This is a genomic window from Caballeronia telluris, from assembly GCF_001544495.1.
GTDB lineage: Bacteria > Pseudomonadota > Gammaproteobacteria > Burkholderiales > Burkholderiaceae > Caballeronia > Caballeronia telluris.
Genome location: NZ_FCNZ02000002.1, coordinates 248,710 through 268,744, shown reverse-complemented (window position 1 = coordinate 268,744; position 20,035 = coordinate 248,710). Strand labels below are relative to the sequence as shown.

15 protein-coding genes are annotated in these 20,035 nt (G+C 66.3%); 7 read left to right on the top strand and 8 right to left on the bottom strand.

Translation table 11 applies throughout. From position 1 onward, the window contains the following. The first annotated feature begins 156 nt into the window (after positions 1 to 156). The 3 genes from AWB66_RS04160 to AWB66_RS04150 all read left to right on the top strand — a co-directional run bounded on the left by AWB66_RS04160 (position 157) and on the right by AWB66_RS04150 (position 5,191). A complete protein-coding gene (locus AWB66_RS04160) occupies positions 157 to 2,157 on the top strand; it encodes a DNA topoisomerase IV subunit B (protein WP_087629010.1) in 2,001 nt (666 codons plus the stop codon). Positions 2,158 to 2,275: 118 nt separating this feature from the next. Then, positions 2,276 to 4,597, top strand: coding sequence for a DNA topoisomerase IV subunit A (parC, locus tag AWB66_RS04155; RefSeq protein ID WP_087629009.1), 2,322 nt, complete (start codon positions 2,276 to 2,278; stop codon positions 4,595 to 4,597). Positions 4,598 to 4,732: 135 nt separating this feature from the next. Next, the gene (locus AWB66_RS04150) at positions 4,733 to 5,191 is read left to right on the top strand and encodes a CopD family protein (protein ID WP_087629008.1); all 459 of its coding nucleotides are present in this window, start codon (positions 4,733 to 4,735) and stop codon (positions 5,189 to 5,191) included. A 3-nt stretch (positions 5,192 to 5,194) separates the two neighbouring features. Here the strand turns inward: AWB66_RS04150 and AWB66_RS04145 are convergent, their stop codons facing one another. Next, positions 5,195 to 6,163 carry a LysR family transcriptional regulator gene (locus tag AWB66_RS04145; RefSeq protein WP_087629007.1) on the bottom strand — a complete coding sequence of 323 codons (969 nt, stop codon included), beginning with the start codon at positions 6,161 to 6,163 and terminating at the stop codon, positions 5,195 to 5,197. A 64-nt stretch (positions 6,164 to 6,227) separates the two neighbouring features. Here AWB66_RS04145 and AWB66_RS04140 point away from each other — a divergent pair, with 64 nt between their 5' ends. From AWB66_RS04140 to AWB66_RS04130, 3 genes are read left to right on the top strand one after another with little or no spacing between them, the layout of a single operon-like run. Further along, complete coding sequence (locus AWB66_RS04140; protein WP_087629006.1) at positions 6,228 to 7,610, top strand: MFS transporter; 1,383 nt, start codon at positions 6,228 to 6,230, stop codon at positions 7,608 to 7,610. 23 nt (positions 7,611 to 7,633) lie between these two features. Next, positions 7,634 to 8,890, top strand: coding sequence for a Zn-dependent hydrolase (locus AWB66_RS04135; RefSeq protein WP_087629005.1), 1,257 nt, complete (start codon positions 7,634 to 7,636; stop codon positions 8,888 to 8,890). A gap of 19 nt (positions 8,891 to 8,909) precedes the next feature. Further along, positions 8,910 to 9,944, top strand: a complete 1,035-nt coding sequence (locus tag AWB66_RS04130) for a histone deacetylase family protein (RefSeq protein WP_087629004.1) — start codon at positions 8,910 to 8,912, stop codon at positions 9,942 to 9,944. A 62-nt stretch (positions 9,945 to 10,006) separates the two neighbouring features. On the opposite strand, the gene AWB66_RS04125 is transcribed toward AWB66_RS04130, so the two are convergent. The 6 genes from AWB66_RS04125 to AWB66_RS04100 all read right to left on the bottom strand — a co-directional run bounded on the left by AWB66_RS04125 (position 10,007) and on the right by AWB66_RS04100 (position 17,623). Then, complete coding sequence (locus AWB66_RS04125) at positions 10,007 to 12,445, bottom strand: EAL domain-containing protein (protein ID WP_087629003.1); 2,439 nt, start codon at positions 12,443 to 12,445, stop codon at positions 10,007 to 10,009. Between the two features lie 449 nt (positions 12,446 to 12,894). Next, the gene (locus tag AWB66_RS04120; RefSeq protein ID WP_087629002.1) at positions 12,895 to 13,791 is read right to left on the bottom strand and encodes a PhzF family phenazine biosynthesis protein; all 897 of its coding nucleotides are present in this window, start codon (positions 13,789 to 13,791) and stop codon (positions 12,895 to 12,897) included. A gap of 101 nt (positions 13,792 to 13,892) precedes the next feature. Further along, positions 13,893 to 14,357, bottom strand: a complete 465-nt coding sequence (locus tag AWB66_RS04115; protein WP_087629001.1) for a RidA family protein — start codon at positions 14,355 to 14,357, stop codon at positions 13,893 to 13,895. Between the two features lie 22 nt (positions 14,358 to 14,379). Beyond that, positions 14,380 to 15,576, bottom strand: a complete 1,197-nt coding sequence (locus tag AWB66_RS04110; RefSeq protein ID WP_087629000.1) for an aminotransferase-like domain-containing protein — start codon at positions 15,574 to 15,576, stop codon at positions 14,380 to 14,382. A gap of 126 nt (positions 15,577 to 15,702) precedes the next feature. Continuing rightward, positions 15,703 to 16,668: a DMT family transporter gene (locus AWB66_RS04105; RefSeq protein ID WP_087628999.1), complete on the bottom strand. Its 966-nt coding sequence runs from the start codon at positions 16,666 to 16,668 to the stop codon at positions 15,703 to 15,705. Positions 16,669 to 16,720: 52 nt separating this feature from the next. Then, the gene (locus tag AWB66_RS04100) at positions 16,721 to 17,623 is read right to left on the bottom strand and encodes a VOC family protein (RefSeq protein ID WP_087628998.1); all 903 of its coding nucleotides are present in this window, start codon (positions 17,621 to 17,623) and stop codon (positions 16,721 to 16,723) included. A 203-nt stretch (positions 17,624 to 17,826) separates the two neighbouring features. Between AWB66_RS04100 and AWB66_RS04095 the strand changes: the two genes are divergently transcribed. Next, on the top strand, positions 17,827 to 19,275 hold the full coding sequence (locus AWB66_RS04095; protein WP_087628997.1) for an aminotransferase-like domain-containing protein: 1,449 nt from the start codon (positions 17,827 to 17,829) through the stop codon (positions 19,273 to 19,275). Positions 19,276 to 19,292: 17 nt separating this feature from the next. On the opposite strand, the gene AWB66_RS04090 is transcribed toward AWB66_RS04095, so the two are convergent. Next, positions 19,293 to 19,928, bottom strand: coding sequence for a Rhs element Vgr protein (locus tag AWB66_RS04090; RefSeq protein WP_235020977.1), 636 nt, complete (start codon positions 19,926 to 19,928; stop codon positions 19,293 to 19,295). Positions 19,929 to 20,035 lie beyond the last annotated feature (107 nt).

Here is a 20,035-nt window from a genome sequence, read left to right as displayed (position 1 = left end):
CCCGCGTTTGACGGGCACCGCATTGCAGCGATTCTCCAGGCAGCCCGGCGCGTTCGGCCGGGCGAGCCCGATGTGTTCACGCATTCGCCGGTGCCCCGGCCGCCTTTCGCGCAGCGACGCCGGAAGGACCGACGGACACCGGACCAACGTTCAGTCATGTCCACGAAAAAACCCGACAGCGGCAAAAGCAGCGGATACAGCGAAGCATCGATCAAGGTGCTGAAGGGCCTCGAGCCGGTCAAGCAGCGGCCCGGCATGTACACGCGTACCGAAAACCCGCTGCACATCATTCAGGAAGTCATCGACAACGCCTCCGACGAAGCGCTCGGCGGCTACGGCAAGCAGATCACCGTCACGCTGCACACCGACAACTCGATCTCCGTCGAAGACGACGGCCGCGGCATTCCGTTCGGCCTGCATCCGGAAGAAGGCGTGCCGGTCGTCGAAATCGTGTTCACGCGCCTGCACGCGGGCGGCAAGTTCGACAAGGCCGCGGGCGGCGCCTACACGTTCTCGGGCGGCCTGCACGGCGTGGGCGTCTCGGTGACGAACGCGCTGTCGACGCGGCTCGATGTCACCGTCTGGCGCGACGGCAAGGTCGCCGAGATCGGCTTCTCGAACGGCGATGTCATCGCGCCGCTCACGACGCGTCCCGCCGAGCGCGGCGCCGCGAAGAAAACCGGCACGCGCGTGCATGCGTGGGCCAACCCGAAATACTTCGATTCGCCCAATCTGCCGACAGGCGAACTCCAGCGGCTCTTGCGCTCGAAGGCGGTGTTGCTGCCGGGCGTCGAAGTGGTGCTCGTCATCGAGAAAACCGGCGAACGGCAGGTCTGGAAATACGAAGACGGCCTGCGCGGTTACTTGCTCGAAGGCATGGGCGGCAGCGATCTTCTGATACCGCTCTTCGAAGGCGAGCGTTACGCCGAAAGCTCGCGCTCCAACGAGGAAACTTTCGCGGAAGGCGAAGGCGCGTCGTGGGTCGTCGCGTGGAGCGAGGAAGGGCCGCTGTTGCGCGAATCCTATGTCAACCTGATTCCGACGCCCGCCGGCGGCACGCACGAATCCGGCTTGCGGGACGGTCTCTTTCAGGCGGTGAAGAGCTTCGTCGAGTTGCACAACTTGCAGCCGAAGGGCGTGAAGCTGCTCGCCGAGGACGTGTTCGCGCGGGTGTCGTTCGTCTTGTCGGCGAAGGTGCTCGATCCGCAGTTTCAAGGGCAGATCAAGGAGCGGCTGAATAGCCGCGACGCGGTGAAGCTCGTGTCGTCGTTCACGCGGCCGGGGCTCGAACTGTGGCTGAACCAGCACGTCGAGTATGGCAAGAAGCTCGCCGAACTCGTGATCCGTCAGGCGCAGGCGCGCACGCGCGCGGGGCAGAAGGTCGAGAAGCGCAAGAGTTCGGGCGTGGCCGTGCTGCCAGGCAAGCTGACCGATTGCGAATCGACCGACATCGCGCGCAACGAGCTTTTTCTCGTCGAGGGCGATTCGGCGGGCGGTTCCGCGAAGATGGGCCGCGACAAGGAATTCCAGGCGATCCTGCCGTTGCGCGGCAAGGTGTTGAACACGTGGGAAACGGAGCGCGACCGGCTCTTCGCGAACAACGAAGTGCATGACATCGCGGTGGCGATCGGCGTCGATCCGCACGGCCCGGACGAGCAAATCGATCTGTCGAACCTGCGCTACGGCAAGATCTGCATCCTGTCGGACGCGGACGTCGACGGTGCGCACATTCAGGTTCTGCTGCTGACGCTCTTCTTCAAGCACTTCCCGCAACTGATCGAGCGCGGGCATGTGTGCGTCGCGCGTCCGCCGCTCTTTCGCGTCGATGCGCCCGCGCGCGGCAAGAAGCCCGCGCAGAAGCTCTACGCGCTCGACGAAGGCGAACTCGAAGCGATCCTCGACAAGCTGCGCAAGGACGGCGTGCGCGACACGCAATGGACGATCAGCCGGTTCAAGGGCCTGGGCGAAATGAGCGCTGAACAGCTCTGGGACACCACGATGAACCCCGACACGCGGCGGCTGTTGCCGGTCGGTCTCGGCGATCTCGGTTTCGACCTGACGGTGACGCGCATGACGATGCTGATGGGCAAGGGCGAAGCGGCATCGCGGCGCAGTTGGCTCGAAGAGAAGGGCAACGAGGTCGAAGCGGACATTTGATTGTGCTGGCGCTTTTTGGAACACCGTTTGATGTTGCTGCGCTTCCACAGAAGCACAAGCTCATCAAGCGGTGTTGGAAGCCCCTTTCGCAGACCAACGCAAAAATTACGGAAACCCGATGGGAATCACAGACGATCTCTTCGCCGAACAGGAAGCCGCGCCGGAAGGCGAGAAACTGACCCTCGGCGACTACGCGGAGCGCGCCTACCTCGACTACGCGGTGAGCGTGGTGAAGGGCCGCGCGCTGCCCGACGTGTCGGACGGGCAAAAGCCCGTGCAGCGCCGCATCCTGTTCGCGATGAACGAAATGGGCCTCGCCAACACGGCGAAGCCGGTGAAGTCGGCGCGCGTCGTCGGCGACGTGCTCGGCAAGTATCACCCGCACGGCGACCAGTCCGCGTACGACGCGCTCGTGCGCCTCGCGCAGGACTTCTCGATGCGCTATCCGCTGATCGACGGCCAGGGCAACTTCGGCTCGCGCGACGGCGACGGCGCGGCGGCGATGCGCTACACCGAAGCGCGCCTGACGCCGATCGCAAAACTGCTGCTCGACGAAATCGACCAGGGCACGGTCGATTTCATGCCCAACTACGACGGCTCGTTCGAAGAGCCGAAGCTCCTGCCCGCGCGCCTGCCGTTCCTGCTGCTCAACGGCGCGTCGGGAATCGCGGTCGGGCTGGCGACGGAGATTCCGTCGCATAACCTGCGCGAAGTCGCGTCGGCGGCGGTCGCGATGATCCGCGATCCGAAGATCGGCCACGGCGGCGTGATGGAGAAGATCCCCGGGCCGGACTTTCCGGGCGGCGGCCAGATCATCTCGTCGCAGGCGGAAATCTCGGCGGCGTATGAAACCGGGCGCGGCAGCCTGAAGGTGCGCGCACGCTGGAAAATCGAAGACCTCGCGCGCGGCCAGTGGCAGCTCGTCATCACCGAATTGCCGCCGAACACGTCGGGACAGAAGGTGCTCGAGGAAATCGAGGAACTGACCAACCCGAAGATCAAGCTCGGCAAGAAGGCGCTCACGCCCGACCAGTTGCAGACGAAGCAGACGCTCCTCGCGCTGCTCGACACCGTGCGCGACGAGTCCGGCAAGGACGCGCCCGTGCGGCTCGTGTTCGAGCCGAAGTCGAGCCGCATCGACCAGACCGAGTTCGTCCATTCGCTGCTCGCGCATACGAGCCTCGAATCGAACGCGGCGATCAATCTCGTGATGATCGGCGCCGACGGCCGGCCGCGCCAGAAGGGCATCGTCGAAATCCTGCACGAGTGGGTCGGGTTCCGCTTCACCACTGTCACGCGGCGCACGCAGCATCGCCTGGGCAAGGTCGACGACCGCATCCATATTCTCGAAGGGCGGATGATCGTCTTCCTGAATATCGATGAAGTGATCCGCATCATCCGCGAGGCCGACGAGCCGAAACAGGCGCTGATCGACCGCTTCGGGCTCTCGGAGCGTCAGGCCGACGACATCCTCGACATCCGTCTGAGGCAGCTCGCGCGGATGGAATCGATCAAGATCGAGCAGGAATTGAAGGAACTGCGCGCAGAGAAAGAGAAGCTCGAAGAACTGCTCAACAGCGACGCCGCGATGAAGCGCCTGCTCATCAAGGAAATCGAAGCCGATGCGAAGCAATACGGCGACGACCGCCGCACGCTGATCCAGCAGGAAAAGCGCGCGACGTTCGAAGCGCGCGTCGTCGACGAACCGGTGACGGTGGTCGTCTCGCAGCGCGGCTGGGTGCGCGCGCTGAAGGGTCACGGCCTCGATCCGGCGGGCTTCCAGTTCAAGGCCGGCGATAGCATCTACGCCGCGTTCCAGGCGCGCACGCCGGACATGCTGATCGCGTGGGGCAGCAACGGGCGCGTGTATTCGGTGCCCGTCGCGATGCTGCCGGGCGGGCGCGGCGACGGCGTGCCGGTCACTTCCCTCATCGAACTCGAATCGGGCTCGCATCTGCTGCATTACTACGCGGCGTCGGTAGACCAGCCGCTCCTGCTCGCGTCGAACAACGGCTTTGGCTTCATCGCGAAACTCGGCGACATGGTGAGCCGCGTGAAGGCGGGCAAGTCGTTCATGACCATCGACGACGGCGCCGCGCCCCTCGCGCCGATGCCGGTCGTGCCGAACGCGTCGCATGTGGCATGTCTGTCGTCGGGCGGGCGGCTGCTCGTCTTCGGCATGGACGAGATGAAGACGCTCTCGGGCGGCGGCCGCGGCGTCACGCTGATGGCGCTCGATCCGAAGGAAACGCTCAAGCAGGCGTTGGCAATCGACGCGAAGGGCGTGCTGCTGATCGGCACGGGACGCGGCGGCAAGGCGCGCGAGGAGAAGCTCGGCGGCGCGGCGCTGGAAGCGCATGTCGGCAAGCGTGCGCGCAAGGGCCGTGCGCCGGATTCGTCGCTGAAGGTGAGCGAGCTGCGGCCCGTCTTCGAAGGCTGATTGTCGTTCGCTCTGCCGCGCGCCCCGTTACGCAAAAGCGTAACGGGGCGTTTCTTTATCTCAAAATGCCGGAACTGGTTCGACGGCCTTCAGTCGAAAGCCCAAGCCGCATTCGACAACCCTTCCGGAAACACAATGACCAAAGCCATCGAAGTGGCGCTCTTTCTGCATCTGCTCGGCGTGGCCGTGTGGATTGGCGGAATGGTGTTCGCGAACTTCTGCCTGCGCCCCGCGCTCGGCGACCTCACGCCGCAATTGCGCCTGCCGTTGCTCGAAGGCGTCTTCGCGCGGTTCTTCAACTGGGTGGCGGCGTCGGTGCTCGTCATCCTGCTGACGGGCGGCTTCCTGCTGACGCAATACGGCGGCGCGCACGCGGCGTGGCCGCTGCATGCGATGGCCGGTCTCGGCATCGTGATGATGCTGATCTTCGGTCATATCCGCTTTGCTGTTTTTCCGCGCATTCGTCGCGCGGTGCAGGCGCAGAACTGGCCCGATGGCGCGCGTGCGGTCGGCACGGTGCGCCGGCTCGTCGTCATCAATCTCGTGCTCGGCGTCGTGACGGTCGGCACGGCGGTGCTGTCGCGCGGGTTCTGACCTTCAGCGCGGCGCGAGGCGATCCGGCAGCGAATAGCGCTGCATCGTCCTTTCCATCGCGTCGAGAAACGCCTGCTCCGCCGCGTTCATCTTGCGGGCGCGATGCCAGAGCAGGTGAATATCGACGTCGGCCAGTCCTTCTTCCGGCGGCAGCCGCCACAGACGCTGCTGCGCGATGTCGTCGCGCACGATGTGCTCCGGCAAACAGCCGATCCCGAATCCCGCGAAAATCAGCCGGCGCACTTCGTCGAGACTCGGCGACGCCGCCACGATCCTCCCCGTAAAGCCGCGCTGATCGCGAAACACGGTGAGCGGCGAGAGGCTGTCGCCGATCTGGTCGCTCGTGAACGACACGAAATTCTCCGCGAGCAGATCGTCCATCGTGAGGGCCTGCCGCCCGAACAAGCGGTGATGCCGCCCGCAGAAGATCGCATAGCGCTGACGCAGGAAACAGCGCTGCTCCAGCTTGTCCACCGGCGTGCGGCAGAGGCCGAGACCCGCCGTCGCGGTCTTCTGCAACAGCGACGAAATGATGTCGGACGAGCGCATGATCTCGATATGCAGATCGATGCGCGGATACGTTCGATGAAACTCCGCGAGAAACTCGTCGTACACGGCCGATTCGATCCGGCTTACCGTCAAGAGGCGAATGGAACCGGTGATGTCGTCGGTGCGGTCGTCGAGTTCGGTTTCGAGCCGCGACATGTGGCCGTAGATGTCGCTCGCGATCCGGTACACCTCTTCGCCCGCGCGAGTCGGCTCGAAATGTGGTCCGCGCCGCTGGATCAGGTTGCGCCCGAGCGTGTCTTCCAGGCGCTTCAATGCCTGGCTGACGGCGGGCTGCGTCACATGCAGCCGCGCGGCGGCGCGGCTCACGCTGCGCTCCTGCATGATGACGAGGAACGTGCGCAGCAGGTTCCAGTCGAGCCGGTCGTTCAGGAAGCGCGCGACGTCGGCGCGAAGCAGGGTCATGTTTGTCCTAGGTATAAGCCAAATTTATACGCAAGATAATAAGGCGAAATTTGACTAATGTTTTATGGCTGGCGATAAAACGTTCACTCCGCGCGGTCGCAACGCAGGCGCGGACCGGCCAACCAAGGAGACCCCGGTGATTGCAACCCAGCACACAACCCGCCAGCCGGTGCGCGCCGCCGCCGCGGCGTTCATCGGCACGATGATCGAGTGGTACGACTTCTACATCTACGCGACCGCCGCCGCGCTCGTGTTCGGCGAACTGTACTTTCCGTCGCACGATCCGTTCGTGAGCACGATGGCATCGTTCGCGACCTTCGCGGTCGGCTTCTTTGCGCGGCCGCTCGGCGGCATCGTATTCGGCCATCTCGGCGACAAGATCGGCCGCAAGAAAGCGCTAATGACCACGCTGATGATGATGGGCGTCGCGACGGTCTGCGTCGGGCTGCTGCCGAGCTACACGAAGGTCGGCCTGCTCGCGCCGGTGCTGCTCGTGCTGCTGCGCGTGGTGCAGGGCATCGCAGTGGGCGGCGAGTGGGGCGGCGCCGTGCTGATGGCGGGCGAACATGCGCCCGAAGGCCGCCGCACGTTCTTCGCGTCGTTCGCGCAGCTCGGCAGCCCGGCCGGGCTGATTCTTTCGCTCGTCGCGTTCCGCGCGGTGACGTCGATGGATCACGCCGACTTCATCGCGTGGGGCTGGCGCCTGCCGTTTCTCGTGAGCGCGGTGCTGCTCGTTGTCGGCATCTTTATCCGGATCGGCGTGAACGAGTCGCCGGAGTTCCAGCGGGAGAAGGACAAGAAGCGCACCGTCGAGCTGCCGATCGCCGAAGTGTTCCGTTCGTCGGGCGCGCTCGTGGCGCTGTGCATCGGCGCGAACACGATCGGCATCGCGGGCGTCTACTTCACCAACACGTTCATGATCTCGTACACGACGCAATACGTCGGCGTCACGAAATCGCTGATCCTCGACTGCCTCTTCGCGGTCGCGATCATCCAGTTCCTCACGCAGCCGCTCGCCGCGTATCTCGCCGAGAAGCTCGGCGGCGCGCGCTTTCTCAAGCTCGCGGCGCTTTGCGCGATGGTCTCGCCGTACCCGATGTTCACCCTCGTGCAGAGCGGCGACAAGCTGTCGATGATCGTTGGCATCGCGCTCGCGGTGATCTGCATGGCGAGCTTCTATTCGGTGATCGCGGGCTTCGTGTCCGGCGTCTTTCCGACCCGCGTGCGCTACTCCGCGATCTCGCTGTCGTACCAGGTGTGCGGCGCGATCGCGGGCGGCCTGACGCCGCTCGTCGGCACCTGGCTCGCGCACAAGTTCGTCGGACAGTGGTGGCCGCTCGCCGTGTTCTATACGTGTCTCGCGGGGCTGTCGCTCGTGTGCATCGTCGCGCTCGACGCGCTCAAGCACCGCCGCGCCGATGCGCTCGACGCCGTGCCGTCGCATTGAATCGCCAGGAGGAATTTGAAGCCATGTTGCAAGTCAACGGCCCGCGACTGTGGGCAAGCCTGATGGAGATGGCGCAGGTCGGCGCCACGGCGAAGGGCGGCGTGCGCCGCCTCGCGCTCACCGATGACGATAAGCGCGGCCGCGATCGCTTCGCGACGTGGTGCCGCGAGGCGGGCATGACGGTCGAAGTCGATGAAGTCGGCAACCTGTTCGCGCGGCGCGAAGGCGCGGATGCGTCGCTCGCGCCCGTCGTGATCGGCAGCCATCTCGACACGCAGCCCGAAGGCGGGCGCTTCGACGGCGTGTACGGCGTACTCGCCGCGCTCGAACTCGTGCGCACGTTCAACGATGCCGGCATCGTCACGGAAAAGCCGATCGAGATCGTGTCGTGGACCAACGAGGAAGGCGCGCGCTTCACGCCGGCGATGCTCGGCTCGGCGGTGTTCGTCGGCGCGACGCCGCTTGCCGCCGCGCTCGACACGCAGGACGCGGACGGCATCCGCCTGCGCGATGCGCTCGCGCACTGCGGCTACGCGGGCAAGCGCCGCGCGACGGGCCAGCCGGTCGATTCGTACTTCGAGGCGCATATCGAGCAGGGGCCGGTGCTGGAGAGCCACGGCAATCCGATCGGCGTGGTGACGGGCGGGCAGGCGATCCGCTGGCTCGACGTGAGCGTGGCCGGCGTCGCGGCGCATGCGGGCACGACGCCGATGCCCTATCGCAAGGACGCGTTGTTCGCGAGCGCCGCGATGGCGCTGCAACTCGAAGCGATCGCGGAGCGTTTTGCGCCGCTGGGCCTCGTCACGATCGGTCAGGTCGCGATTCCGAATTCGTCGCGCAATACGATTGCCGGACGCGTCGCGTTCACGGTCGATCTGCGTCATCCCGACGACAAGCAGATCGACGCGATGGAGCGCGACGTGCGCGAGGCGTTCGGCAAGATCGCGCAGGCGCGCGGCCTCGAAGTCATGATCGACACGTACTGGAAAAGTCCCGCGACGCCGTTCGACGCCGAGTGCGTCGCGCTCGTGCAGGACGCCGTGACGCAGCTCGGCTACGCGCACGAGCGGATCGTGAGCGGCGCCGGACACGACGCGATCCATCTCGCGCGCCACGTGCCGACGGCGATGGTGTTCATCCCGTGCGTCGGCGGCCTGTCGCACAACGAGGCCGAGGACGCGCTGCCCGAGGACGTCACCTGCGGCGCGAACGTGCTCGTGAACGCGGTGCTCGCGCGGGCCGTCGCGCACGCCCACGTACACGCACACGCACACGCATGATTCAACAGGAACGAACCCGATGCTGACTTACTTTCATCCCGAGCAACTGAAACACCATCCGCGCAGCTATCTGTCGCGCGGCCAGATGCGCACGCCGCAGGAAGTGCCGGAGCGCGCGCTCGCGCTCGTCGAGGCGGCGAAATCGCTTGGCTTCGACGTGCGCGAGCCGGCCGATTTCGGCACGGCGCCGCTTGCGGCCGTGCACGGCATGAACTATCTGCGCTTTCTCGAAGAGGCGCACGCCGAGTGGAAGAAGGTTCCGCAGGACTGGGGCGACGAAGTGATGTCGAACATCTACGTGCGCGAGGGCAATCCGCTGCGCGGCGTGCTGGCGCAGGCGGCGCGCTATCTCGCCGATGGCAGTTGCCCGGTCGGGCCGGATACCTACCGGTCCGCGTACTGGTCGGCGCAATGCGCGGCGGCGGGCGCGGCGGCCATCGCAGACGGCGCGCGCGAAGCGTACGCCGTGTGCCGGCCGCCGGGTCATCATGCGCGCGCCGAGGCGGCGGGCGGTTTCTGTTATCTGAACAACGCGGCGATCGCGGCTGAGGCGTTGCGCGGGCGGTTTGGCCGCGTCGCGATTCTCGATACCGACATGCACCACGGTCAGGGCGTGCAGGAGATTTTCTACGGACGCGACGACGTGCTGTACGTCTCCGTTCATGGCGACCCGACGAATTTCTATCCGGTCGTTGCGGGCTACGAGGACGAGCGCGGCGCGGGCGCGGGCGACGGCTACAACGTCAATCTGCCGATGCCGCACGGGTCGAGCGAGGCGGTGTTTTTCGAGCAGGTCGATGCCGCGTTGCGCGCGCTCGGGCGCTTTCAGCCGGACGCGCTTGTGCTGGCGCTGGGTTTCGACATCTACAAGGACGATCCGCAGGCGATGGTCGCGGTGACGACCGAAGGCTTCGGACGGCTGGGCCGCGCGCTCGGCGCGCTCGGATTGCCGACGCTCATCGTGCAGGAAGGCGGATACCACATCGAGAGTCTCGGCGATAACGCGCGAGCGTTCTTTGGCGGCTTCATGGAGCCGCGCGGCGCGGGCCGCTAAAGCGCGCGGGGCGAGCTCAGAAGTCGAACGATGTTCGACGACCGGCGCTATAGCGCCATCGATTACCGTCCGCCGCGCTCGTCGGTGAGCGCCGTCGGGAAAGGCTCGTTCCCATGCCCGGTGAGGCGCTTCGGCGCTTTTCCCTTCGGCCATCCGCACACGCCGAACCGGTCGAGCAGCGCCTGCACGCCGTCGGCGGGCACCGGGCGCGAAAACAGGAAGCCCTGCGCTTCGATCGGCCCGAGCGCCGCGAGCCACGCGATCTGCTCTTCCTTTTCCGTCCCTTCGACGACGACCTTCAATCCGAGCGAACGCGCCAGATTGATGATGGCCGAGACCATCACGCATACGCTGCGGTCCTCGGGAATCGCCTGGATGAAGGAGCGGTCGACCTTCAGCGTATCGACGGAAAAACGGTTCAGATACGACAGCGACGAATACCCCGTGCCGAAATCGTCCAGCGCGATCCGCACGCCGAGGCGCTTGAGCGCTGCGATCTTCTCCTGCACCAGTTCCGGATATTCCACCATCACCGTCTCGGTGATTTCGAGTTCGAGCTTGTCGGCGGGAATGCCGCTTTCGGTGATCGCGCGCTCCACCGTCTCCAGCAGGTCGCCGCGCCAGAACTGCACCGCCGAAATGTTCACGGCGAGCGACAGCCCCGTGTAACCGTCGCGCTGCCACTGGGCAAGCTGCATGCAGGCGGTGTGAATCACAAAATCGCCGACGGGCACGATCAGCCCCGTCGATTCCGCCACCGGAATGAACTCGTTGGCCGGAATCAGTCCGTGCTGCGGATGGTTCCAGCGCACGAGCGCCTCGAAGCCGGTGATGCAGCGCCGCGTGAGATCGATCTTCGGCTGATACGCGAGGAACAACTGCCGCTCGGTGAGCGCGACGCGCAGTTGCTGCTCCCACTTCATCAGGTGATCCGCGCGATGCGACAGGTGCGGCGAATAGAACTGATAGCAGTTGCGGCCCGCGTCCTTCGCGCTGTACATCGCGAGGTCGGCCTTCTTGAGCAGGTCGATCTCGCTCTCGTTCGACACCGAAAAGAGCGCAATGCCGATGCTCGCATGCAGCACGAATGCGCTGCCGCGCACGTCGAACGGCGTCGCGAACATCGCCGAGATCGCTTCGGCGAGTTCCACCGCGCGCCGCTCGACCTCGTCGCCCTTCACCACGACCACGAACTCGTCGCCGCCGATCCGCGACAGCCGGCCGTTCTCTCCGACCGTCTCCGCAAGCCGCGACGCCGTCATCTGCAACACGATGTCGCCGGCGTTGTGGCCGAGTGTGTCGTTCACCGTCTTGAAGTTGTCGAGGTCGATGAAGAGCAACGCGAGGCGCCCGAGATTGTCCGCCTGCGCGACGTCGTGGCGCAGCGCCTGCAAGGTCGAATAACGGTTGCGCAGGCCCGTCAGCAGATCGAATTCGACGAGATGCGTCATCTCGCGCTCGCGCCCGAGCAGCTTGCCGATAAGCCCGGTCGCCACGCCGAAGAACCCGAGCATCGCAAGCGAGATGAACGTCGCCATCAAAAGATAAACGTTGCGCGTGTGGTTGTAGTCGATGAACTCTTCCTTCTCCGACAAACCGACCAGCACGCCGAGCGGATAGCCGTCGATGTGCCGGTACGACACGATGCGCTTCACGTTGTCGATCGGATCGACGTAGATGCCCGACGCGTGGTCGGAGGTCGGGTACACGCCGCTCGCGGTGAAGTCGCCGCGGGCTCGTTCTGCGGCGCTCCTCGCGTCGTTCTTGCTCGCGACGGAGGTCCTCGTGCCGGTGCCCTCGGACGCGCCCGCGCCGGTGTTGCGCGCGAGCACCGAGCCGTTGTCGGAGACGACGGCGATCACGCCCTCGCGCCCGATCGAGGCGACGTTGTAGAAGTCGCTCGTGAAATAGGTCGGGTCTTCCGACACGACGACCACGCCCGCGAACGAGCCGTCCGGATGATTCAGGCGCCGGGTGATTTGCAGCGTCCAGAGGCCCGACACGCGGCCGCGCACCGGACGGCTGATGTAGAGCAGATCGTCGTTGGAATGCGCGTGGACCTTGAAGTGCTCGCGGTCGGAGAGGTCGATCGGCTTCGGATGCGGGTCGGCGGTGTTCGCGACGAGCGTGCCGTATTCGTCGATGAGCGACACCTGCACGAGCGTGTCGCTCTGGACGACGCCCTTTTCGACGGTCGAGATGAGGTTGAAGTTTTCCGGCGACTTCTCGTACTCGTACTTGACGAAGCGCGTCACCTGGTCGACCTGATGGATCGCCTTGATCGTGTGCTGTTCGAGCGCCGACGACAGGATCGCGGCGGAGGCCATCGACTCGTGCGTGGTGGCTTCGCGCTCGACCGCGAGCCGCGCGAAGATCACCGTCCACAAGAGGACGAGCACGAGTGTCCCGAGCACGGGGATGACGAAGAGCGCTCGCCGGCGGGGGGGCGGCAAACCGCTGTGCTGGCCGTCGCGTGACACTTTTGGCCGGGTTCGATTCATGTGCTCGCTGATATCCGTGGGCAATTCAGCGCGGCGTGCCTGACGCTCGACTGCGCTACTGGGTAAAGCCGATCAGGCCGGAGAAGAACCGGGCCAGCGACAGGAGTGTGCCCGATCGTGTGCGCCGACGCATGCGGAACGGCTGCCGGGGACGCTCTTTCGGGCAACGCGCCAGGCACGCTGCCCGAATCCTGCTGACATCCGACATCCATTGTTGCCCCACTGGACGGCCGCCACCGGCCGGCAAGCATACGTTTGCGCCCTGGCGCTCACGCACGCTCCCTCATTCCGGGATCGGCCAGACCGGCCGTTTGGCTGCCCCGTGCGTCTTGTCTATTAATCCGGTCACTGATTGTTCAGATATTACTTAAGCCTTCAAGATTAAGGAAGCACAGTCGCTGCGGGTATACACGTCCCCGAGCCGGACCAAAACAAGCACTGGCGGTGCATCAAAGGCGGAACGTCCCCTCGACGACCGTCACCGTATGACCGCCGATCCACGCGCGCGCATCGGCGCCATCGTGATCGTAATCGATGAAAATCCGGCCGTCGCGTCCGATTACGGTCCCTTGTCGAACTGTAAACGAGCGGCCCGGCTGCCGGTTCTGCGCGCTGAGCAGGCAGGCGAGCGCCGCATTCGCGCTGCCCGTGACGGGGTCTTCGGCGTTCTCGGCCCCGTACAGCAAGGCGCGCAGCTCGAACGTGGCGGCCGCGGCCGAGTCCTCTTGCGCACCGGCATGCGGACCATAGGCCGCGAGGCCGAGCGTCGCGGTATCGGCGACGAGGGCGGTCATGGCATCGCGATCCGGCGCGAGCGCGAGCACGTCGGCGGCGGTGTTCAGGCGCACGAGGAGCCACGGCACGCCATTGTCCACCGCGCACGACGGCGCATTGAAATCGATTACGCCTTGCCCGAGAGCCGCGTCGAGGCGTTGTAGCTGCGCATCGCCGAGCGGTTCGATGCGCGCGGGCGGCGCGGCGAACGCCCACGCGCCGGTGTCGCGTTCGACGATCGGCACCAGTCCGACGCCGCATTGCTGCACGAGCCGCCCCGGCTGCTTCGGCGTGTGGCCGCTTTCGAGCAGTGCGTGCGCGGTGCCGAGCGTCGGGTGCCCGGCGAACGGTAATTCCCTCGACGTCGTGAAGATGCGCACGCGATAGTCGGCGGCGGGGTCGGTGGGACGCAGCAGGAACGTCGTCTCGGAGAGATTGGTCCAGCGCGCGATCGCCTGCATCGCGTCGGTCGACAGATCGTCGGCATCGAAGACGACGGCAAGCGGATTGCCCTTGAAGGCCACGGACGTGAAGACGTCGACCTGTCGGAAACGGACCGTTCGTGCGGGCATGGGAAGTGAACCGTAAGAAGCGAGAAGGGAAAGCGCCGAAACGACGGCGCGCAAAAAAGCCCGGGACCTCGCGGTGCCGGGCTTCGGTCGACCTGCGCCGTTCAGGCCACTTCGGCGATCAGTTCGATCTCGACGCACGCGCCCATCGGAATCTGCGCGACGCCGAATGCCGAGCGCGCATGCTTGCCGCGCTCGCCGAAGACTTCGGCGATCAGTTCCGACGCGCCGTTCGTCACGACGTGCTGCTCGGTGAAGTCGGGCGTGGAGTTGACGAGGCTCATCACCTTGACGATGCGCTGCACGCGGTTCAGGTCGCCGACGTGCGCATGCAGGGTGGCGATCAGGTCGATCGCGACGGAGCGCGCGGCGGCACGGCCTTCCTCGGTGGCGAGCGTGTCGCCGAGCTTGCCGGTGTGGACCTTGCCGTCCTTCTTCGCGATATGGCCCGACAGATACACCGTGTTGCCGCTCTGCGCGCTCATCACGTAGGCTGCGGCGGGCGCGCCCGCGCTGGGCAGCTCGATGCCGAGTTCCTTCAGCTTGTCGTACACATTCGTTTCGGCCATCAAAGACTCCTGGTTCAGTTGATCAGAGGCGCGCGCGGATCAGCGCGCCGAGCTTCGCGACGCCTTCGTCGATCTTCGCCGGCGGCACGGTCACGAACGACAGCCGCAGCGTATTGTGCTCGGCCTCGTTCGCGAAGAACGGGCCGCCCGGCACGAACGCGACATGCTGCTCGATCGCCGCTTCGAGCAGCTTCATCGTGTCGATGTGCTTCGGCAGCGTCACCCACACGAACATGCCGCCCTCCGGCCGGTTCCATTCGACTCCGGCGGGCATGTGATGTTCCAGCGCCGCGAGCATCGCCGCGCACTGGTCGCGATAGAGCGCGCGGATCGTCGGCACGTGCTGGTCGAGGAAGCCGTCCTTCACGACTTCGTGGACGATGCGCTGCGTGAGGCTCGGCGTGTGCAGGTCGGTGGCCTGCTTCGCCTGCACCAGTTTGAAGTGCAGTTCCTCGGGCGCGATGATGTAGCCGACCCGCAGTCCCGGCGCCAGCACCTTCGAGAACGAGCCGAGATGCACGATGTGGTCCGGCGCCATCGAGAGCATCGTGGGCAGCGGGGCGCCCGCGTAGTCGAGCGCGCCGTAGGGATCGTCCTCGATGATCGGGAACGCGGCGCGCTGCGCGAACTCGGCAAGCGCCCGGCGCCGTTCGAGCGGCAGGCGTCGGCCGGTCGGGTTCTGGAAGTTCGGCTGGGCATACAACAGGCGCGCGCCCGCGGTCAGCGCGGCGTCGAGCCGCTCGGGGATCAGGCCGTGCTCGTCGGTCGGCACCTGCACGTAGTCCGGCTCGAAGAGCGAGAACGACTGCAACGCGCCGAGGTAGGTCGGCGTCTCGACGAGCACGCGGCTCGCCGGATCGATCAGCACCTTGCCGAGCAGATCGAGCGCCTGCTGCGACCCCGTCGTGATCAGCACCTGCGATGCGCGGATGTGCGCGCCGCCGACCGAATAGCGCGCCGCGACCCACTCGCGCAGCGGCATGAAGCCTTCGGTCGCGCTGTATTGCAGGGCGGCGGACGGCTGGTCGCGCAGGATGTGCTCCGATGCGCGGCGCATCTGCTCGACCGGGAAGGTCGCCGGCGAGGGCAGGCCGCCCGCGAACGAAATGACTTCGGGCCGCTCCGTGACTTTCAGGATCTCGCGGATCGCCGAGCTGGTCAGCTTGCGGGCGCGTTCGGAAAGTTGCCAGTGCGTGGCGCGAAGGTCGGCTTGATTCATGGGGTCCTCGGTCGTCTCGATTGCAGCGGGGCTGCGTTTTTTCAATGGGCCTGGTCGGCGGGATTCGGGGCGTTCAACTATGGGCGTCGCGGGCGGCGCCAGGGATCCGATTATCGCTCGCTCGTGTCATCTTGAGTTCGTCGTGCGCACCGTGGGGCGGGCGGAAGTCGCGCCCGGCGCCGTCGAGGACGGCCCGAGCGGCGGCGGCGCCGTGCGCACGGCAGCCTTGCGGCCGAGCACGACGGTCGCGATCACGGCGGCGGCGTAGATCCACGTCGACGCCTCGACGTGCTCGCCGAAGAAGAGCGCCGAGAACGCCATCGTGAAGAAGATTTGCAGGAGCTGAACCTGTCCGACGCGCGCGATGCCGCCCATCGCGAGCCCCGCGTACCACGCGAAGAAGCCGATGAACTGCGAGAACAGCGTGACGTAGCCGAACGCGAGCCAGGTGCGCCACGCGAGCGGTTCCGGATGCGCCGCCTGATGCGCCCACCAGAGCGCGCCGACCGGCAGCAGCAGAAACGGCGCCGACAGCACGAGCGCCCAGCAGATCACCTGCCAGCCGCCCATCTGGCGCGCGAGGCGCGCGCCTTCCGCATAGCCGAGCGCGCCGATGCCGACTGCGACGAGCATCAGCAGGTCGCCGGCCTGCACGCCGCCGCCGCCCGCTTGCAGCGCGAACGCGACGACGATCGCGCTGCCCGCAAGCGCGCTCGCCCAGAACGCTTTCGACGGCCGCTCGTGCGAGAGCCACGCCGCGTAAATCGCGACGCACAGCGGCTGCAATCCGTTGACGACCGCGCCGTGCGACGCCGGCACGGTCTTCATCGCCCAGGCGGAAAAAACCGGAAACGCGATGATCACGCCGAGCGAGACCACCGCGAGGCTCTTGACCTGCGGCCAGGTCGGCCGGCGTTCGCGGCGCCACACGAGGAGCGCTGCGGCCGGGATCGCGGCGACGAGCGCGCGGCCGAGGCCGTTCAGGAGCGGATGGACTTCCTGCACGACGATGCGCGTCATCGGCAGCGTCAGGCTGAAAATGATCACGCCGATCAGGCCGAGCAGCATGCCCTCGGTTTCGCGGGTCTTCATCGGGACGAATCTCCTGTTGTGTGGGGCGGCGGGATGAAGACCCGGCGACCGGTTATTCGGGTTGTCGCGAAAGTGCGTGTGCCGGGTCTTGCGCGGTGCCGGGCGCTTCGTCCGGCGCATGCGCCTCTCTTTCGTCGTCCGGCTTTTTGCTCTTCGCGCGCCGGCGCGATTTTTTTGCTTCGTCCGCTTCGGCCACGGCGCGCCGCGCCGCCTCGCGCGATTGCGCCGCTTCCGCCGATTCCGCTGATTCCCCGAGCGTCACGATCGAACCGTCCGGCAGTTCGAATTCCGCAACGATTCCCGGCGCGCCGGAAGTCGGCTCGATGCGCATCAGATGCGCCGCGCCGAGCCACGCGAGGTGTTCCGCGATTGCCTCGGCGCGCGGGTGGTGGCCCGTCAGCGAGCGCAGCGCGATGCCCGTCTCGGGCAACGCGGCGGACGGATGCTGGGTCGTGTCCCACTGGATCAGCGAGGGCACGACGCCGTCGCCCGCGCCTTGCCACGCGGGAAACGCGCCGTCGTCCGGCACGGTCAGGCTCCAGGTGCTCGCGCCGCGCGACATCGGCACGACGGGTGCGATGCGTTCCGGGTACTGCGCCTGCCAGCGCGCGAGCAGCCGCGGACGGTCGACGCGCACGGCCCAGTGCACGAGCTGCGGCCCGCTTTCGATGCGCGCCTGCATCGCCGGAGAGTCGAGCGCGAAAAGACGCGCGCGGGGCGCTTCGGCGGCCGGCGCGTCGGGGACGATCGCGATCACTTCCAGATACGCGCCGCCCCACAGGTTCAGGAGCCGGTTGTGAGTGCGCATCAGCGGATGCGCGCCGCCGCCGGCCGTCCCCACGCCGAACTTGCCGGCGATGAACCGTTCGCCCTCTTCAAGCGTGCGCGCGGCGACCACGAGGTGATCCAGCTTCAGGGTGCGTTGAAACGCGGGTGCGGGCGTGTGAACGGTCATGACGATTCAGGCAAGGGAAACCAGGGCCGACAGCATAACCGTTCGACTCTGCGCCGGTGGCCGCGCCATGTCGAGCACATTCCCGGAAGGACGAATGTAGCGTCTATCACCTGCACAGTAACGGTACAATCGGACCCATACTATTCGGTACAGTTTTTCGCCGAACCAACGCGCCGAATTAACGCGCCAAACCGGAGCCGCCGATGTCCGTGCCTCTCGACCTGATTCCCGCGCCGCACGATGCGCCGCAACTAACGCTCGTCGACCAGCTCGTCCAGTGGGGGCGGCGGCGCATCGACGAACGCGTGTTCCGCCCGGGCATGCGCATGCCGTCGATCCGCAAGCTCGCGCTCGACAAGGGCGTGTCGCGTTTTACCGTCGTCGAGGCGTACGAGCGGCTCGTCGCGCACGGTTATCTCGATTCGCGGCGCGGCTCCGGCTTCTATGTCCGCGACCGCGCGGCCGCGACGCCGGTCGCGAGCCCGCTCGCCAGCGCCGAGCGCGAGCCGGTACGGAGCACGATCGACGTCGTCTGGCTGTTGCGCAACATGCTCCAGACGTCGAGCCCGGTAAAGGGGCCGGGGCTCGGCTATCTGCCGACCCAGTGGCTCGACGGCGAGCTGATCACGAGCGCGCTGCGTTCGATGAGCCGCCAGAGCGGCGCGCAACTGCTCGGTTTCGGCACGCCGCAGGGTTTCCTGCCGCTGCGCCAGCAATTGCAGACGCGGCTCGCGGAACTGGAAATCGGCGCATCGACGCAGCAGATCGTGACGGTCTCCGGCATCACCCAGGCGATCGACCTGATCGCGCGCCTTTACGTGCAGCCGGGCGATACGGTGATCGTCGGCGATCCGGCGTGGTTCCAGATGTTCGGGCGCTTTGCGTCGCAGGGCGCGCGGCTCGTCGGGATGCCGTACACGCCCGACGGCCCCGATCTCGACGCGCTGGAGACGATGGTCCAGACCTGGCGTCCGAAGATGCTCGTCGTCAATTCGGTGCTGCAAAACCCGACGGGCACGTCGCTGACCGCGGCGCAGGCGTTCCGCATCCTGCAACTGGCCGAAGCCTACGATTTCATCGTCGTCGAGGACGACGTCTACGGCGACCTCGCGCCGCCCGGCTACTCCGCGACGCGCCTCGCGAGCCTCGATCAGTTGAAACGCGTGATCTTCCTCGGCAGCTTTTCGAAGACGCTCGCGGCGAACCTCCGCGTGGGTTACGTGGCGGCCTCGGCGGAGGTGGCGAAGGCGCTGGCCGACCAGAAGATGCTCGTCGGCATGACGAGCCCGGAACTGAACGAGCGCGTGCTCTACAAGGTGCTGACGGAGGGCCATTACCGGCGCCACGTCGAACGGCTGCGCGGGCGACTCGACGGCGTGCGCGAAAAGACCGCGCGAATGCTGGAATCGACCGGTTTCCGGCTCTTTTCGCAGCCGTTGGCGGGGATGTTCTTCTGGGCGGACACGGGCGTCGATTCCGAAGCGCTCGCGGCCGCGGGCCACGAAGCCGGTTTCCTGCTGACGCCCGGGAGCCTGTTTTCGCCGCATCAGTCGCCAACGACGTGGATGCGCTTCAACATCGCCAATTGCGGCGATCCGGCGCTGCCCGCGCTCTTCGCGAGTCATCTCGACAAGGCCGGACGGCGGGTTTAGGCGGCGCGCGCGTCGGATCAGGTCGTGCGGATCAGCGCGCTGCGCGGCAGATTTCGTCGGTTGGACGGATCGGCGATGAAGTCGGCGAGCACCGTCTCGAAGAGCGCGAGCGCCCCGGGATCGCTCCGGTACTTGTGCTCGTAGAGATGGCGCCGTCCTTCGACGCCCCGATGCGCGAGCGCGAAATAATCGGCGATCAGGTTGCCCTGCGCCTCCATGTTGTAATCGCGAAGGTGTCTGCCCGGCGCGAGCGTGTAGCCGTAGCGAAGGCCGATCCGCACCGCGCCGCGCAGCCTCACCCAGTAGCCCAGCTGATGCTGCCAGACGTGCGTCATCTCGTGGATGAACCACATCTGCGAGGCGAGGTCGGTCGAGAAATCGTCGCGGAAACAGGCTTTCGGAAAATACAGCTGGCCGTTCGGCGCCATCGCCGTGTGCGCGCTCTGCAGACCGAACGGCAGATAGCCCCTGTCGTGAACGCGGACGGTCGAATAGTCGATCGCATCGGCGAAGACGAGCCGCGCGATCGTGATCTCGCCCCGCGTCAGCGGGCGCGCGTCGCGCGGGCGGCCGAGCACGCGCAAGCAGGCGGCGCGCAGCGCGACGGACATTTTCACCGGCGGGCTCCAGTCGGGGTTATCGGCAAGGGTCATCGGCGGAATTGTTCCACACGGCGGGCGGTGAGGGAAAATACGCTTTCGGCTCTTGAAATTGCCTAGAGACGCCCTATCTGACGCCAATTCGCTCGTGGCGATGGCGC

Bases quoted from the DNA above. Each gene is read 5' to 3' on its own strand.
- AWB66_RS04145 (WP_087629007.1), bottom strand. From the start codon at position 6,163: ATGACCCTGCTTCGCGCCGACGTCGCGCGCTTCCTGAACGACCGGCTC.
- AWB66_RS04140 (WP_087629006.1), top strand. From the start codon at position 6,228: ATGGCTGGCGATAAAACGTTCACTCCGCGCGGTCGCAACGCAGGCGCG.
- AWB66_RS04110 (WP_087629000.1), bottom strand. From the start codon at position 15,576: ATGAATCAAGCCGACCTTCGCGCCACGCACTGGCAACTTTCCGAACGC.
- AWB66_RS04090 (WP_235020977.1), bottom strand. From the start codon at position 19,928: ATGACCCTTGCCGATAACCCCGACTGGAGCCCGCCGGTGAAAATGTCC.
- AWB66_RS04095 (WP_087628997.1), top strand. From the start codon at position 17,827: ATGTCCGTGCCTCTCGACCTGATTCCCGCGCCGCACGATGCGCCGCAA.
- AWB66_RS04115 (WP_087629001.1), bottom strand. From the start codon at position 14,357: ATGGCCGAAACGAATGTGTACGACAAGCTGAAGGAACTCGGCATCGAG.
- AWB66_RS04135 (WP_087629005.1), top strand. From the start codon at position 7,634: ATGTTGCAAGTCAACGGCCCGCGACTGTGGGCAAGCCTGATGGAGATG.
- AWB66_RS04150 (WP_087629008.1), top strand. From the start codon at position 4,733: ATGACCAAAGCCATCGAAGTGGCGCTCTTTCTGCATCTGCTCGGCGTG.
- parC (WP_087629009.1), top strand. From the start codon at position 2,276: ATGGGAATCACAGACGATCTCTTCGCCGAACAGGAAGCCGCGCCGGAA.
- AWB66_RS04100 (WP_087628998.1), bottom strand. From the start codon at position 17,623: ATGACCGTTCACACGCCCGCACCCGCGTTTCAACGCACCCTGAAGCTG.
- AWB66_RS04130 (WP_087629004.1), top strand. From the start codon at position 8,910: ATGCTGACTTACTTTCATCCCGAGCAACTGAAACACCATCCGCGCAGC.
- AWB66_RS04120 (WP_087629002.1), bottom strand. From the start codon at position 13,791: ATGCCCGCACGAACGGTCCGTTTCCGACAGGTCGACGTCTTCACGTCC.
- AWB66_RS04125 (WP_087629003.1), bottom strand. From the start codon at position 12,445: ATGAATCGAACCCGGCCAAAAGTGTCACGCGACGGCCAGCACAGCGGT.
- AWB66_RS04160 (WP_087629010.1), top strand. From the start codon at position 157: ATGTCCACGAAAAAACCCGACAGCGGCAAAAGCAGCGGATACAGCGAA.
- AWB66_RS04105 (WP_087628999.1), bottom strand. From the start codon at position 16,668: ATGAAGACCCGCGAAACCGAGGGCATGCTGCTCGGCCTGATCGGCGTG.